This is a genomic window from Variovorax sp. GW823-FHT04B03 (genome assembly GCF_058796495.1).
Genome location: NZ_JBXAIT010000001.1, coordinates 100,471 through 114,318, shown reverse-complemented (window position 1 = coordinate 114,318; position 13,848 = coordinate 100,471). Strand labels below are relative to the sequence as shown.

At 70.1% G+C, this 13,848-nt stretch carries 13 protein-coding genes; 4 read left to right on the top strand and 9 right to left on the bottom strand.

Going from position 1 to position 13,848, the window contains the following annotated elements; all coding sequences use genetic code 11:
• Positions 1 to 10 precede the first annotated feature (10 nt).
• Positions 11 to 967 (bottom strand): DMT family transporter, encoded by a 957-nt coding sequence (locus AC1RAD_RS00475; RefSeq protein ID WP_492733340.1) that lies wholly within the window; start codon positions 965 to 967, stop codon positions 11 to 13.
• A 141-nt stretch (positions 968 to 1,108) separates the two neighbouring features.
• Here AC1RAD_RS00475 and AC1RAD_RS00470 point away from each other — a divergent pair, with 141 nt between their 5' ends.
• On the top strand, positions 1,109 to 1,990 hold the full coding sequence (locus tag AC1RAD_RS00470) for a LysR family transcriptional regulator (RefSeq protein WP_492734532.1): 882 nt from the start codon (positions 1,109 to 1,111) through the stop codon (positions 1,988 to 1,990).
• Here AC1RAD_RS00470 and AC1RAD_RS00465 read toward each other — a convergent pair.
• On the bottom strand, positions 1,968 to 2,699 hold the full coding sequence (locus tag AC1RAD_RS00465; RefSeq protein ID WP_492733338.1) for a hypothetical protein: 732 nt from the start codon (positions 2,697 to 2,699) through the stop codon (positions 1,968 to 1,970). The genes AC1RAD_RS00470 and AC1RAD_RS00465 overlap by 23 nt on opposite strands.
• Before the next feature lies 1 nt (position 2,700).
• Positions 2,701 to 3,798, bottom strand: coding sequence for an alanine racemase (alr, locus tag AC1RAD_RS00460; RefSeq protein WP_390347338.1), 1,098 nt, complete (start codon positions 3,796 to 3,798; stop codon positions 2,701 to 2,703).
• A gap of 171 nt (positions 3,799 to 3,969) precedes the next feature.
• Here alr and lplT point away from each other — a divergent pair, with 171 nt between their 5' ends.
• The 3 genes from lplT (at position 3,970) to AC1RAD_RS00445 (ending at position 6,727) form a co-directional block, all read left to right on the top strand.
• Positions 3,970 to 5,274, top strand: a complete 1,305-nt coding sequence (gene lplT, locus AC1RAD_RS00455; protein WP_062476894.1) for a lysophospholipid transporter LplT — start codon at positions 3,970 to 3,972, stop codon at positions 5,272 to 5,274.
• A 61-nt stretch (positions 5,275 to 5,335) separates the two neighbouring features.
• On the top strand, positions 5,336 to 6,226 hold the full coding sequence (locus tag AC1RAD_RS00450) for a DMT family transporter (RefSeq protein ID WP_492733337.1): 891 nt from the start codon (positions 5,336 to 5,338) through the stop codon (positions 6,224 to 6,226).
• Between the two features lie 12 nt (positions 6,227 to 6,238).
• The gene (locus tag AC1RAD_RS00445) at positions 6,239 to 6,727 is read left to right on the top strand and encodes a glutathione peroxidase (protein WP_139703432.1); all 489 of its coding nucleotides are present in this window, start codon (positions 6,239 to 6,241) and stop codon (positions 6,725 to 6,727) included.
• A 2-nt stretch (positions 6,728 to 6,729) separates the two neighbouring features.
• On the opposite strand, the gene AC1RAD_RS00440 is transcribed toward AC1RAD_RS00445, so the two are convergent.
• The 6 genes from AC1RAD_RS00440 to AC1RAD_RS00415 all read right to left on the bottom strand — a co-directional run bounded on the left by AC1RAD_RS00440 (position 6,730) and on the right by AC1RAD_RS00415 (position 13,836).
• Positions 6,730 to 7,164, bottom strand: coding sequence for a carboxypeptidase regulatory-like domain-containing protein (locus AC1RAD_RS00440; RefSeq protein ID WP_492733335.1), 435 nt, complete (start codon positions 7,162 to 7,164; stop codon positions 6,730 to 6,732).
• A gap of 95 nt (positions 7,165 to 7,259) precedes the next feature.
• Entirely contained in the window at positions 7,260 to 8,498 is a 1,239-nt protein-coding gene (glcF, locus tag AC1RAD_RS00435; RefSeq protein ID WP_492733334.1) for a glycolate oxidase subunit GlcF, read from the bottom strand.
• A gap of 24 nt (positions 8,499 to 8,522) precedes the next feature.
• A complete protein-coding gene (glcE, locus tag AC1RAD_RS00430; protein ID WP_492733332.1) occupies positions 8,523 to 9,647 on the bottom strand; it encodes a glycolate oxidase subunit GlcE in 1,125 nt (374 codons plus the stop codon).
• 7 nt (positions 9,648 to 9,654) lie between these two features.
• Positions 9,655 to 11,157, bottom strand: a complete 1,503-nt coding sequence (locus tag AC1RAD_RS00425) for an FAD-linked oxidase C-terminal domain-containing protein (RefSeq protein ID WP_095949826.1) — start codon at positions 11,155 to 11,157, stop codon at positions 9,655 to 9,657.
• Between the two features lie 14 nt (positions 11,158 to 11,171).
• The gene (locus AC1RAD_RS00420; protein WP_492733330.1) at positions 11,172 to 12,833 is read right to left on the bottom strand and encodes an L-lactate permease; all 1,662 of its coding nucleotides are present in this window, start codon (positions 12,831 to 12,833) and stop codon (positions 11,172 to 11,174) included.
• Positions 12,834 to 12,948: 115 nt separating this feature from the next.
• A complete protein-coding gene (locus tag AC1RAD_RS00415; RefSeq protein WP_062482020.1) occupies positions 12,949 to 13,836 on the bottom strand; it encodes a LysR substrate-binding domain-containing protein in 888 nt (295 codons plus the stop codon).
• Between the last annotated feature and the right edge of the window lie 12 nt (positions 13,837 to 13,848).

Below are 13,848 nucleotides of genomic sequence, written 5' to 3'. Positions count from 1 at the left end.
CCTTCCGCCGTCAGGGGCGCCCCGTCTGCCCGCCCTCCTCGGGCGCCAGGCTGACCCACAGGGCGGCGCCCACGATCAGCAGGCCGCCGGCCCAGCCCCAGGCGCCGATGCGCTCGCCCAGCCCGAGCGCCGCGATGGCCGCGCCGAACACCGGTTCGCTGCCCATGAGCAGCGACACCCGGCTCGGGCTGCTGCGCGAGGCCGCGTGGTTCTGCGCGAAAAAGGCGAACACGGTGCACAGCAGCACGAGGTAGGCCATGCCCCACCAGAAGCCGGCCGTGGCGGGCGGCAGGTGCCAGGCGCGCCCGCCCGATGCGGCCAGCAGCGACAGCGCCGCCGCGCCCAGCGCCATCACACCCGACTGCACGGCCGTCAGCGTGAGCGCCGGCAGGTTGTGGCGGCCGGCCAGGCGGCGCGTGAGGCACACCATGACGGCGCGCAGGAAGGCGGCGGCGAGCATGAGGGCGTCGCCCCACCCCATCGACAGGTCGGCGAGCGAGGGCGCCGAGAGCAGGGCCGCGCCCACGGCCGAGAGCCCGGCCGCCCAGAACACGCGCCGCGCGGGCCGCCGGCCCAGCAGCCACCATTCGACAAAAGGCGTGATCGCCACGCACAGGCTGATGAGGAAGGCGGCGTTGCTCGCCAGGGTCAGCGAGACGCCGAAGGTCTCGCACAGGAAGATGGCGAGCAGGTTGGCGCCCAGCAGGCCGCCCACGGCGAGCCCCTGGCGCCACTGTGGGTCATGCCACAGCGGCCGCAGCGCGGGCAGCAGCACGAGAAAGGTGAGGCCGAAGCGCAGCGCGACGAACTCGAGCACGGGCAGCTGCTGCGTCGCCTGCTTGGCCACCGCGTAGCTGCCGCCCCAGACCGCCGCCACGAGCAGCAGCATGAGTTCGGCGGGGCCGAAGCCGGCCGTCCACGACCCGCGCCCCGCCGGGACCGCACCTTGCAACGCCTTTGAATCCATACTGTCTGCCCGCAGCCCGGGGCGCCTGAAAGAAGAAGAGAAGGCGCATTGTTCCGGGCGGCACCAGGGCCGCACAGCCGTCGGCCGGAACAGGACTCTTGCGTGGTCGGAACGAATTCATTTCTCAAGGTGCTGCCCGAGATGGTCACCTTCGTGCGGGTCGCCGAACTGGGCAGCTTCTCGGCCGCGGCCGACCTGCTGGGCATCACGCCCTCGGCCGCGAGCCGGCAGGTGAAGCGGCTCGAACAGGAGATCGGCGTGCAGCTGCTGCAGCGCACCACGCGCCAGCTGCGGCTCACGGAGCCCGGCGCCGAGGCTTTTGCACGCTGCCGCGAACTGGTGGCGGCGGCGCAGGGCGCGATGGACATCGGCGCGCAGTTCGCGCGCACGCCGGCCGGCCGGGTGCGCCTGAGCGCGCCGAAGGCCTTTGCGCGGCGCGTGCTGCATCCGCACCTGCTCGACTTCCTGCGCCAGTACCCGGAAGTGGGCGTGCAGCTGGTCGTGGCCGACCGCGACATCGACCCGATCCGCGAAGGCGTCGACCTCGTGGTGCGGCTGACCACGGCGCCGCCCGAGGGGCTGGTGGCGCGGCAGCTGATGGCGGTCGAGCACATCCTGTGCGCCACGCCGGCCTACCTGGCGCGCCACGGCGCCATCGCGCACCCGCACGACCTGCGCGCGCACAGCTGCCTGTCGCTGGGCGAGCACGAGCGCGACAACCACTGGCGCTTTCGAAAGGACGGTGAAGACGAGGTCGAGGTGGTGGTGGACGGCCGCTACGTCTGCAACCACAGCGAGATGCGGCTCGATGGCGCGCTCGCGGACCTGGGCGTGGCCTGCGTGCCGGCCTTCACGGCGCGCGAGGCGCTGGACGACGGCCGCGTGGTGCGCGTGCTGCCCGACTGGGCGCTGCAGGGCGCCTACCAGGGGCACGCGTGGCTGATGTACCCGCCCAGCCGCTACCTGCCGCCCAAGTGCCGGGTGCTGGTCGAGCACCTGCTCAGCGCGGTGCCTTCCCCGTGAGCACGCGCACGGCTTCGGGCAGCGAGTGGACCTGCGGCATGAAGTGGTCGATGAGCGCGCCCAGCGCCACCGCGCAGACCACGGCCCCCAGCAGCGGCTTCCAGGTGAGCCGCACCGCCGCCATGAGCCAGCCTTCGCGCGCCACGCGCACCGCGGCGCGGGCCGACACGTAGGAGAAGGCGACTTCGATCGCCACGGCCAGCAGCGCGTCCCAGCTGAAGTACAGCAGCACCAGCGAGCCCGCGCCGAGCACGACGGCCACGCACAGCAGGAAGATGGCGAGCACCGGCACGACGATGATCGCGCCTTCGTCGGCGCCGCCCGCGGCGTCGAGCGCGCCGCTGGCCACGTCGGAAAGCGCGCTGCCACCGTCGGCGGCGTCGGGCGCGCACCCCGGATCGCCTTCCGTGGTGCCGCCCAGGTCTTCGGGCGGCTCGATCTCGGTGCGCCGCTCCACCAGCCGCTGCGCCCACCAGCGCAGCACGCACAGGTACCCGACATAGCCCACGCCCAGCGTGACGAGGTAGCGCACGGCTAGCGACTCGACATGCAGCAGGTGCATCTGCAGCGCCGACACGCCCCACATCAGGAGCAGCGTGAAAGTGCCGATCAGCAGGCCGTGCGTGCGCAGGCTGTGATCGCGGTGCAGGTCGCGTTCGACCTGCGTTTCCCACAGGCGCACGGAGCGCCAGTTGGAAAGAACCTTCACGTCATTCGTCGGCAGGTGCGAAGGGCACCCGCGGCGCGACCGCGCACATGAGTTCGTAGCCGACGGTGCCGGCGGCCTGGGCCACCTCGTCGATCGGCAGCACCGCGCCGGTCAGGGCCGAGCGGCCCCACAGCGTGACCTCGGCGCCGAAGGCGGCGTCGGGCACGGGCGTGAGGTCGACGGTGATCATGTCCATGCTCACGCGGCCCACCATGCGGGTGCGCACGCCGTTCACCAGCACCGGGGTGCCGGTGTCGCAGTGGCGCGGATAGCCGTCGGCATAGCCGACCGCCGCGATGCCGATGGTGAGCGGGCCTTCGGCCGCGAAGCGCGAGCCGTAGCCGATGGTGTCGCCGGCCTTCAGCGTCTGCACCGAGATGAGCCGGGTCGACAGCGTCATGGTCGGCTGCAGCTGCCAGTGCGCCGCGTCGTGTTCGGGAAAATCGGGGGCGCTGCCGTACAGCACGATGCCGGGGCGCACCCAGTCGCCGCGCGTGCGCGGCGCATGGCGCAGCGTGGCGGCGCTGTTGGCAATGGAGCGCTCGCCGGGCAGGTCGCGCGTGGCGCGCTCGAACACCTCCAGCTGGTGCTCGATGCCGCGCGGGCCGTCGGCGTCGCTGAAGTGCGTCATGAGCGAGATCTCGTCGACCTGCGGGAGCGCGTTCAGGCGCGTCCAGGCCGAACCGAAGCGCTCGGGCGTGAAGCCCAGGCGGTTCATGCCGGAGTTCATCTTCAGGAACACGCGCTGCGGCTTCAGGGTCTTGTGGGCCGCGAGCATGTCGATCTGCTCGTCGCAATGCACCGAATGCCACAGGTCCAGGCGCGAGCACAGCTCCAGGTCGCGCGCGTCGAACACGCCTTCGAGCAGCAGCACCGGGCCGCGCCAGCCCAGCGCGCGCACGCGCTCGGCCTCGGCCAGGTCGAGCAGCGCGAAGCCGTCGGCGCCGCGCAGGCCCTCGAAGACACGCTCGATGCCGTGCCCGTAGGCGTTGGCCTTGACCACGGCCCAGACACGGGCGTCGACGGCCGAGCGGCGGGCGCGGTCGAGGTTGTGGCGCAGGGCGGCGGTGTGGACGGTGGCGAGAATGGGGCGCGGCATGGCGGGTGTTGGGGTGGTTTCAGACCACGTTTTAGCATCTTCGGGAATGGGGTCGAATCCCGTGGGGATGCCTGAATTCGCGTCGTACCCCCATGCTATAACCGCCCATTCGCGCCTGACGCGACACTTTTTCACTACCGCCAGCAGACCCTCTGGCCAGCCAGCCCATCGATGAAGCGCGGTTTTTACACGATCATGTCGGCCCAGTTCTTTTCGTCGCTGGCCGACCAAGCGCTTTTCGTCGTTGCCGTCGATCTCATGCGAAGTTCGGGCGCCCCCGAATGGCAGCGGGCCGCCCTGGTGCCGATCTTCGCGGTCTTCTATGTGGTGCTGGCCCCGCTGGTGGGCGCCTTTGCCGACGCACTGCCCAAGGGCAAGGTGATGTTCATCAGCAACGCGATCAAGGTCGTGGGCTGCCTGATGATGCTGTTCGGCTCGCACCCGCTGCTGTCGTATTCCATCGTGGGCCTGGGCGCCGCGGCCTACTCGCCGGCCAAGTACGGCATCCTCACCGAGCTGCTGCCGTCGTCGCAGCTGGTCAAGGCCAACGGCTGGATCGAAGGGCTGACCATCGCCTCGATCCTGCTGGGCATCGTGCTCGGCGGCATGCTGGTGGGCCATGCGGTGTCCAGCCAGCTGCTGCTGATCGACCTGCCGTTCATCGACACCGGCATCGACTCGCCGGCCGAAGCCGCCATTGCGGTGCTGATCTTCGTCTACGTGCTCGCGGCCTGGTTCAACACCCGCATCCCGCACACCGGCGTCGAGATGCGCCCGCTGCGCTCCAACCCCGAGCAGAGCATGGTGCGCAACCTGGCCGGCCTGCTGCCCGACTTCTGGCATTGCAACGCCCGCCTGTGGCGCGACCGGCTGGGCCAGATCTCGCTGGCGACCACCACGCTGTTCTGGGGCGCGGGCGGCAACCTCAAGTACATCGTGCTGGCCTGGGCCGCCGTGGCGCTCGAATACAACACCACCCAGGCCTCGGCGCTGACCGGCGTGGTGACCATCGGCACCGCGGTGGGCGCCATCGTGGCCTCGATGTACATGCGCCTGGACATGGCCACGCGCGTGATCCCCATGGGCATCGCGATGGGCCTGATGGTGATCTGCATGAACTTCATCGGCAACGTCTGGCTGGCGGTGCCGTTCCTCATCATCCTGGGCGGCCTGGGCGGCTTCCTGGTGGTGCCGATGAACGCGCTGCTGCAGCACCGCGGCCACAACCTGATGGGCGCGGGCCGCTCCATCGCCGTGCAGAACTTCAACGAGCAGGCCTGCATCCTTCTGCTGGGCGGCTTCTACAGCGTGTGCACGGGCCTGGGCCTGTCGGCCTACGGCGCGATCAGCGCCTTCGGCCTCGTGGTGGCGGGCTGCATGTGGATCATCAAGCGCTGGCACGAGAACAACCTCAAGAAGTATCCTGAGGAAGTCGAGCACCTCCTCGCGATCGCCCGCAGCGACAAGCACCACTGATTTCGCGCGACCGCGTTGGTGCAATGGCCGGCGCGCCGAGCGCCCCCACTCCAACGCCCCCATGCCCGCCCTCGCCCTGATGTTCAACGCCTTCGTGTGGGGCGTGTCCTGGATTCCCTTTCGCCAGATCGCCAGCCACGGCCTGCATCCGCTGTGGACCACCTGCCTGATCTACCTCGTCATCGCCACGGCGATGGGCCTGGTGCGCCGGCACGCCTGGAAAGCCTTCGCCGCGTTTCCGATGCTGGTGGCGCTGGGCCTGGCGGCGGGCTTCACCAACGTGGGTTTCAACTGGGCCGTGACGCAGGGCGACGTGGTGCGCGTGGTGCTGCTGTTCTATCTGATGCCGCTGTGGAGCGTGCTGCTGGCCTGGCTGCTGCTGGGCGAACGGCCCACGGGCGGCGCGCTGATGCGCGTGGCGCTGGCGCTCACGGGCGTGGTGGTGGTGCTGAAGGCGCCGGGCACCGACTGGCCGGTGCCCTCGAGCCTGCCCGACTGGCTGGGCGTGGCGGCAGGCTTCGGCTTTGCCGTGACCAACATCGTGCTGCGCCACCTGCGCCATGCGCCGGGCGAGTCGCGCGCGCTGGCCATGTTCTGGGGCTGCACGGTGGTGGCGGGCGTCGGCGCGGTGAGCGGCACCGCGTTCGGCGGCATCGATTCGCCGCTGCTCGCCTCGCCGGGCTGGCTGGGCTGGGCCGCGCTGCTGGGCACGGGCTTCATCGTCGCCAACGTGTGCCTGCAATACGGCGCACCGAAGCTGGCGGCCAGCGCGACCTCGGTGATCATGCTGTCGGAAGTGCTGTTCGCCAGCGTCTCATCGGTGGCGCTGGGCGCGTCCGCCATGAACTCGCGCATCCTCGTCGGCGGCGCGCTGATCGTGCTGGGCGCGGTGTGGTCGGCGTTTGCGCGAACCCCGCCCGCGCGCGATGATGGCGTTTCCGCGTCCACCTGAGGAGCTCTCTCCATGACCAGCGTCTACGACTTCCAGGCCACCCGCATCGACGGCAAGCCGGTGAAGCTCTCGACCTTCCGCGGCAAGGTGCTGCTGATCGTCAACACGGCGAGCAATTGCGGCTTCACGCCGCAGTTCGAAGGCCTGGAAGCGCTGCACGAGAAGTACGCCGACCAGGGCCTCGCGGTGCTGGGTTTTCCCTCCAACCAGTTCGGCGGGCAGGACCCGGGCACCAACGAGGAAATCGGCGCCTTCTGCATGACCAACTACGGCGTGAGCTTCCCGATGATGGAGAAGATCGACGTCAACGGCAGCAACGCGTTGCCGCTGTACCAGTGGCTCACCAAGGAAAAGCCGGGCCTGCTGGGCAGCACGGCCATCAAGTGGAACTTCACCAAGTTCCTGGTCGGGCGCGACGGCGCGGTGCTCAAGCGCTACGCGCCGCTGGACACGCCGGCCTCGCTCACGCGCGACATCGAGGCGGCGCTGGCCGCCGGCTGAGTTCAGAAGCGGAAGTCGGCGCTCTTCGGCGCGCCGCCGACCGTCACGGTCTGGCTCTTGGTTTCACCTGTCGAGGTGCTCACGTCGATCACGTAGCGCCCCGCCGGCAGGTCGATGAGGCACACCGGGCCGGTGGCGGTGAAGGCCATGGCGGCGGACGAATTCGCGTCGCCGCCCTTGATCGCGACATTCAGGTTGGCCAGGTAGGCGCCGTCGGCGCGCGCGAACAGCAGCGACAGCGGATGGTTCTTCATGGCGGCGCGCATGGCGTTCGACTCGTCGGAGCCGATGCCGCCGCACACATAGCGCGTGGTGCCGATGCCCTGCCAGGGCGGCAGGGCCGAGGGCGGCTGCTGCGCCTGCGCGGCGACGGTGCCTGCGATGCAGGCAGCGGCCAGCAATGCGCGGCGCAGCGAAAAAGCAGAAGCGAAAGACATGGCACGAACTCCTTGCAGCGTCTTCGGTTCGCCATGATGCGCCCCGACGCGCGGTGCGCACGTCGGACGGCAACGTACCCTGCCGTGCGCGCGCCCTACCCTGCCGGCGCCTGCAGCGCCGCGTCGAGCAGTTCGACCCAGTGGCGCACGGGCGTGTCGCCGCTGCCGCTTTGCAGGTGCGTGATGCAGCCGATGTTGGCCGAGGCGATGGTGGTGGGCTGCAGCTGCTTCAGGTGGCCGAGCTTGCGGTCGCGCAGCGGGTAGGCCAGTTCGGGCTGCAGCACCGAGTAGGTGCCGGCCGAGCCGCAGCACAGGTGCGATTCGTTCATGGCCACGCGCACGTCGAAGCCGAGCGCGCGCAGGTGCGTCTCGACGCCGCCGCGCAGCTTCTGGCCGTGCTGCAGCGTGCAGGGCGGGTGGTAGGCGACCACGCCTTCGGGCGCGCGCACGCGGCCCTGCAGCGCGGGCACGAGCTCGGGCAGCAGCTCGCTCAGGTCGCGCGTGAGGGCGCTGATGCGCGCGGCCTTGGCGGCATAGGCCGCGTCGTGCTGCAGCAGGTGGCCGTACTCACGCACGGTGACGCCGCAGCCCGAAGCGTTCATCACGATCGCCTCGACCTCGTTGCCTTCGACAAAGGGCCACCACGCGTCGATGTTGGCGCGCATCTGCGCCTTGCCGCCGTCCTGGTCGTTGAGGTGGAACTTCACGGCGCCGCAGCAGCCCGCCTTGGGCGCGATCACCGCTTGAATACCGGTGGCGTCGAGCACGCGCGCGGTGGCGCTGTTGATGTTGGGCGCCATCGACGGCTGCACGCAGCCTGCGAGCATCAGCACCTTGCGCGCATGCGTGGCGGTGGGCCAGCGGCCGGCGTCCTGCTTCGCGGGCACCTTGGCCTTCAGGGCCTCTGGCAGCAGGCCGCGCACCGACTGGCCCAGCGCCATCGCGGGGCCGAACAGCGGCGACGGCAACGCCTCCTTGAGCAGCCAGCGCGTGGCCGACTCCACCGCGGGGCGCGGCACTTTCTCGTCGACGATCTTGCGGCCGATGTCGACCAGGTTCCCGTACTGCACGCCACTCGGGCAGGTGCTCTCGCAGTTGCGGCAGGTGAGGCAGCGGTCCAGGTGCAGCTGCGTGCTGCGCGTGGGCGCATGGCCTTCGAGCACCTGCTTGATGAGGTAGATGCGCCCGCGCGGCCCGTCGAGCTCGTCGCCGAGCAGCTGGTAGGTCGGGCAGGTGGCGGTGCAGAAGCCGCAGTGCACGCACTTGCGCAGGATGGCTTCGGCTTCGCGGCCCGCGTCGGTGTCGCGGAATTCGGGGGCTAGTTCGGTTTGCATCGCGGGGTGGTGTCGTTTCTTTTTTTATTGATCGCCTGCGAAGAGCCGGCCACGGTCGAAGACCCCGTGCGGATCGAACTCCTGCATCAGCGCGCGATGGATGCGTGCCACCGGCGCGCTCAGTGCGTCGAAGCGCGGCACGTCGCAGTCGGCCGCTTGCGCTGCGGGCACGCGGAACAGCGTGGCATGGCCGCCGGCAGCACGCGCCGCTTCGCGCAGGCGCGCAGCCTGCGCGGGCGGCGCGAGGTACCAGCGCTGCCCGCCGTGCCACTCGACCAGCGGTGCGGCGCAGCCGTCGATGGCGATCACCGGCGCGGTCTGCGGCACCGACAGGCGCCACAGCGCCAGCGACCCGGCTTCGTCGAGTGCGAACCACGGCATGCGCTGGTCGCGCAGCGCGGCCCAGCCGGCGGCCGCGCGCACCGGGTCCTGGCGTTCGCCGCCGAGCTGCGCGCAGGCGGCTTCGACGGCCGCCACGGCACCGCGCAGCCGCAGGCGCAGCACGCCCGCGCCGGGCGCGTGTTCGAACCAGCTGCTCGCGTTCAGCGGCAACGGGCGCCCGCCCCATTCATTGAGCAAGCGCAGCGCATCGGCCTGGCTGCAGGCGAAGGCAAGCGTGGCCTCGGCGGGCGCCACGGGCAGCACCTTGAGGCTCACTTCGGCGATCACGCCCAGCGTGCCGAGCGAACCCGCCAGCACGCGCGAGACGTCATAGCCGGCGACGTTCTTCATCACCTGGCCGCCGAAGCTCAGCACCTCGGCGCGGCCGTTGATGAGCGTGGTGCCGAGTACGTAGTCGCGCACCGCGCCCACGCTGGCGCGCGATGGGCCGCTGAGGCCGGCGGCGACCATGCCGCCGACGGTTCCGCCGGCCTCGAAGCACGGCGGCTCGAAGGGCAGGCACTGGCCCTGTTCGGCGAGCGCGGCCTCGAGTTCGGCCAGCGGCGTGCCGGCGCGCACGGTGACGACCAGCTCGCTCGGTTCGTAGCTCGTGATGCCGCTGAGCGCGCGCAGGTCGAGCAGCTCGCCGCGCGGCGGCTGGCCATAGAAATCCTTGGTGCCGCCGCCGCGCAGGCGCAGCGGCGTGGCATCGGCCGCGGCGGCGCGCACGCGCTCGACGACCTGCTGGAGGGCGGTATCCGTGTTCATGAAGCTCTCAGAATCTCGGCAGGTCGGGATGCGCCAGCCGGCCGCCGCGCACCACTTCCTTGCCGTACTCGGCGCAGCGCTGCAGCGTGGGAATCACCTTGCCGGGGTTGAGCAGCCCGGCGGGGTCGAAGGCGCGCTTGATGCCGAACATCTGCTCGTTCTCGGCCGCGGTGAACTGCACGCACATGCTGTTGAGCTTTTCCACGCCCACGCCGTGCTCGCCCGACACGGTGCCGCCCATGGCGACGCTGGTCTCGAGGATGTCGGCGCCGAACAGCTCGCAGCGGTGCAGCTCGTCGGGGTCGTTGGCGTCGAACAGCACCAGCGGATGCAGGTTGCCGTCGCCCGCGTGGAACACGTTGCAGCAGCGCAGGTTGTATTTCTTCTCCATCTCCTGGATCGCCAGCAGGATGTCGGCGAGCCGCTTGCGCGGGATGGTCGAGTCCAGGCACATGTAGTCGGGGCTGATGCGGCCCGACGCCGGAAAGGCGTTCTTGCGGCCGCTCCAGAACTTCATGCGCTCATCTTCGCTGGTGCTCACGGCGATGGCGGTGGCGCCGCAGCCGCGCAGCACCTCGGTCATGCGGCCGATTTCTTCCTCGACCTCTTCGGGCGTGCCGTCCGATTCGCACAGCAGGATGGCGGCGGCGTCGAGGTCGTAGCCCGCGTGCACGAAGTCTTCGACGGCCGCGGTCATGGGCTTGTCCATCATCTCCAGGCCGGCCGGGATGATGCCCGCCGCGATCACCGCCGCGACCGCATCGCCGGCTTTGCGCACGTCGTCGAAGCTGGCCATGATGCAGCGCGCCAGCTGCGGCTTGGGCACGAGCTTCACCGTGACCTCGGTGGTCACGGCCAGCATGCCTTCGCTGCCGATGGCCAGCGCGAGCAGGTCGAGCCCCGGCGCATCGAGCGCCTCGCCGCCGAACTCGATGGGTTCGCCTTCGGCCGTGAAGCCGCGCACGCGCAGCACGTTGTGCAGCGTGAGGCCGTACTTCAGGCAGTGCACACCGCCCGAGTTCTCGGCCACGTTGCCGCCGATGGTGCAGGCGATCTGGCTCGACGGATCGGGCGCGTAGTACAGGTTGAAGGGCGCGGCGGCCTCGCTGATGGCGAGGTTGCGCACGCCGCACTGCACGACGGCCGTGCGGCTCACGGGGTCGACCTTCAGGATGCGGTTGAACTTGGCCAGCGACAGCGTCACGCCCAGCGCGTGCGGCATGGCGCCGCCCGAGAGCCCGGTGCCCGCGCCGCGCGCCACCACCGGCACGGCCAGCGCATGGCAGGCGCGCAGCACGGCGGCCACCTGCGCCTCGGTCTCGGGCAAGGCCACCACCAGCGGGCGCTGGCGATAGGCCGTGAGGCCGTCGCACTCGTAGGGCGTGGTGTCTTCGGCGTGCCAGATGAGCGCATGCGCGGGCAGGTGCGCCTGCAGCGCCCGCACCACCTGCGCCTGGCGCTCCGCCTTCGACAGCTGCGCGTGCTGGTCGGTCGTGACGGGAGCATTCATGGCGGGAACAACTTTCAGCGGACGACCATCAGGGTGAATGGCCACACATAGGCCTGCAGCGTCACGTACAGGCCGACCAGCGAGGCCAGCGCGATCGAGTGGAAGAACACGTAGCGCAGGATGTCGCCTTCGTGATTGAACCACCGCGTGGCGGTGGAGGCCACCACGATCGACTGGGCGTCGATCATCTTACCCATCACGCCGCCCGAACTGTTGGCCGCGCCCATGAGGTTGGGCGCCAGGCCCAGCTGCTCGGCCGCGACCTTCTGCATGCCGCCGAACAGCACGTTCGAGGCCGTGTCGGAGCCCGTCATGGCCACGCCGATCCAGCCCATGAGCGTGCCGAAGAAGGGATAGAACACGCCGGTGTTGGCAAAGGCCAGGCCCAGCGTGGTGTCGGTGCCCGAGTAGCGCGTGAGCGTGCCCAGCGCGAGCATCAGCACGATGGTCATGAGCGAGTAGCGCACCATCCAGAGCGTGCGCACGAAGGTGCGCACGATCTCGACCGGGTTGTACTTCATTAACAGCGCGCTCACGATCGCCGACAAGAGGATGCCGGTGCCCGTGGCCGACAGCAGGTTCAGCACGTACACCGCGCCTTCCTTGGTGGGCGCGGTGACCACCGGCGGCATCTTCTCGATCAGGTTGTGCAGCCCGCCCATCGGGAACGAGGGCGCGAAGACGCCGTTGAGCGCGGTCTTCACCGCCGGCAGGCCCCAGATGAAGACGAACACCGAAAGAATCACCCAGGGCATCCACGCGCGCACCAGCGCCTCGCGGCTGTGCACGACGATGGCGGCCGGCGGCTTGGCCTCGTGCGCGCTCACGTCCTTGCCGCGCAGCGAGGGCGAGCGCCACACGTTCTTGGGCTGCCACACGCGCAGGAACAGCACCAGGCTGGCCATCGACACGATGGCCGCGATGATGTCGACCAGCTCGGGGCCGATGAAGTTCGACACCAGGTACTGCGGCACCGCGAACGACACGCCCGTGACCAGGATGGCGGGCCACACTTCCATCATCGCCTTGCGTCCGGCGAAGGCCCACACCAGCCAGAACGGCACCAGCAGCGAGAAGAACGGCAGCTGCCGGCCGATCATCGCGGTGACTTCCATCAGGTCGTAGCCGTGCACCTTGGCCAGCGTGATCACCGGCGTGCCGAGCGCGCCGAAGGCCACCGGCGCGGTGTTGGCGATCAGCGAGAGGCCCGAGGCGGCCAGTGGCGAGAAGCCCAGCCCGATCAGGATGCCGGCCGTGACCGCCACCGGCGTGCCGAAGCCCGCCGCGCCCTCGAAGAACGCGCCGAAGCAGAAGGCGATCAGCAACAGCTGGATGCGGCGGTCTTCGGTGATGCCCGAGAGCGAGTCCTGCAGCACCTTGAAGCTGCCGTTCTGTTCGGCCAGCTGCTGCAGGAAGATGATGTTCAGCACGATCCAGCCGATCGGCAGCAGGCCCGTGAAGCCGCCGAAGAGCGCGGCGCGCCCAGCCATCTCGGCCGGCATGCCGTAGGCGAACACGGCGACGGCCAGCGCCGCCAGCAGGCCCAGGCCGGCGGCGATGTGGGCCTTGATGTGGAAGAAGCCGAGGCACGCAAGCATCACCACCACCGGGATCGCGGCGAGCGCGGTGGAAATGATCATGTTGCCGAACGGGTCGTAGATCTGCTGCCAGGTCATGCGTTGTCTCCGGGGAGGCTGTTGTTGTGCCCCGCACTCTAGGGAGATGCGCACCGTCCGGATTGAAGGTTTTTTGCCCGGACCTTGATAAAAATTTGTCGGGCGGACCTGTCGGTCAGTGCAGCGTCTGAACGATCCAGTCGACGAAGGCCGCGCACTCCCAGCGCTCCAGCGTGCCCGGCTGCCAGCAGATGTAGTGGCGGTGCGGCGAGGGCACGGGCCGTTCCGACAGCGCCACCAGCCGGCCCGATTCGAACCAGGCGGCGCCCAGTTTCTGTCGCACCAGCGCCACGCCGAAGCCGCTGGCGGCCGCGTCGTAGACCAGGCCCAGGTCGTTGAACTGGGCGCCCAGGTGCGGCTCGGGCTGGTCGATGCCGCAGCTCGCGAACCAGGTGCCCCAGGGCTCGAGCGGGCTGCGGATCAGTCGCGCGCTGGCGATCTCGGCCGCGGTGCGAAAGCCGTCGAAGGGCCCGAACTCGTTCAGGTAGCTCGGGCTGCAGGCGGGCACCACGTCCTCGGCGATGAGCAGGCGGTGCTCGCAGTCGGCGTAGGCGCCGATGCCGTAGCGCACCTGCAGGTCGGTCTGCTCGGCGGTGACGTCGAGCAGCGGGATCGACACATGCAGCGCCAGCTCGATGTCGGGGTAGATGTTGCGAAAGAGCTCCAGCCGCGGCATCAAGAACTGGCGGCTGAAGGTGGGCGTGACCGCCACGCTCAGGCGCGGTGCGCGCAGCGCCGCGTCACGGCTGCCGGGCGTGGCCTGCTGCAGCGCGGCCAGGCCGACGCGCACGTTCGCCAGGTAGGCCGCGCCATCGGCCGTGAGGCTGAAGTCGCTGCGCCCGAAGAGCTTGAAGCCCACGTGCGCCTCGAGCTGGCGGATGCGGTGGCTCACGGCGCTGGCCGTCACGCACAGCTCGTCGGCCGCGCGGCCCGCATGCCGCAGGCGCGCAACGGCCTCGAAGGTCAGCAGGCATTGGATCGGGGGGATGTGGTGCAGAGCCATCCTCGGCAGCGG

What these genes read in the sequence shown, in the direction of transcription:
- alr (WP_390347338.1), bottom strand. Translation starts at nt 3,798, where the DNA reads ATGCCGCGCCCCATTCTCGCCACCGTCCACACCGCCGCCCTGCGCCAC.
- AC1RAD_RS00415 (WP_062482020.1), bottom strand. Translation starts at nt 13,836, where the DNA reads ATGGCTCTGCACCACATCCCCCCGATCCAATGCCTGCTGACCTTCGAG.
- AC1RAD_RS00445 (WP_139703432.1), top strand. Translation starts at nt 6,239, where the DNA reads ATGACCAGCGTCTACGACTTCCAGGCCACCCGCATCGACGGCAAGCCG.
- AC1RAD_RS00470 (WP_492734532.1), top strand. Translation starts at nt 1,109, where the DNA reads ATGGTCACCTTCGTGCGGGTCGCCGAACTGGGCAGCTTCTCGGCCGCG.
- AC1RAD_RS00450 (WP_492733337.1), top strand. Translation starts at nt 5,336, where the DNA reads ATGCCCGCCCTCGCCCTGATGTTCAACGCCTTCGTGTGGGGCGTGTCC.
- AC1RAD_RS00440 (WP_492733335.1), bottom strand. Translation starts at nt 7,164, where the DNA reads ATGTCTTTCGCTTCTGCTTTTTCGCTGCGCCGCGCATTGCTGGCCGCT.
- AC1RAD_RS00475 (WP_492733340.1), bottom strand. Translation starts at nt 967, where the DNA reads ATGGATTCAAAGGCGTTGCAAGGTGCGGTCCCGGCGGGGCGCGGGTCG.
- glcE (WP_492733332.1), bottom strand. Translation starts at nt 9,647, where the DNA reads ATGAACACGGATACCGCCCTCCAGCAGGTCGTCGAGCGCGTGCGCGCC.
- AC1RAD_RS00420 (WP_492733330.1), bottom strand. Translation starts at nt 12,833, where the DNA reads ATGACCTGGCAGCAGATCTACGACCCGTTCGGCAACATGATCATTTCC.
- glcF (WP_492733334.1), bottom strand. Translation starts at nt 8,498, where the DNA reads ATGCAAACCGAACTAGCCCCCGAATTCCGCGACACCGACGCGGGCCGC.
- AC1RAD_RS00425 (WP_095949826.1), bottom strand. Translation starts at nt 11,157, where the DNA reads ATGAATGCTCCCGTCACGACCGACCAGCACGCGCAGCTGTCGAAGGCG.
- lplT (WP_062476894.1), top strand. Translation starts at nt 3,970, where the DNA reads ATGAAGCGCGGTTTTTACACGATCATGTCGGCCCAGTTCTTTTCGTCG.